Origin of the sequence: Rhizobium ecuadorense (genome assembly GCF_001187535.1) — a bacterium.
GTDB classification, from domain to species: domain Bacteria; phylum Pseudomonadota; class Alphaproteobacteria; order Rhizobiales; family Rhizobiaceae; genus Rhizobium; species Rhizobium ecuadorense.
In genome coordinates this window covers 1-235 of record NZ_LFIO01001812.1, presented here as the reverse complement: position 1 = coordinate 235, position 235 = coordinate 1, and the positions used below count along the sequence as shown (strand labels likewise).

The window sequence follows — 235 nt, the reverse complement described above, 5'->3', positions numbered from 1 at the left end:
GTCCAGGTATGTTCGGTGTAGTTGTTCATGAAGATGTCGTAGCGTTCTTGCGGATCCTGCAGCAGATCGAACACCTGTGGCACGATGGCGACGTAGGACTGTGCACCCTTCCAGCCCAGGTTGGTATCAACCGCCAGACCGCCTGTGGCCTGCCCATTGTCGCCGCGCAGGTTGAACACGGCCTTGTAATTGCCGACACGGGCAGCACCCGGCGTCAGTTCGTTTTCGGTGAAGT

Annotated in this window: 1 pseudogene; it reads right to left on the bottom strand. The window is 58.3% G+C overall.

What is annotated here, in order from left to right:
• Nucleotides 1-235: pseudogene (locus AF337_RS38625) on the bottom strand (arylsulfatase); the annotation flags it as partial.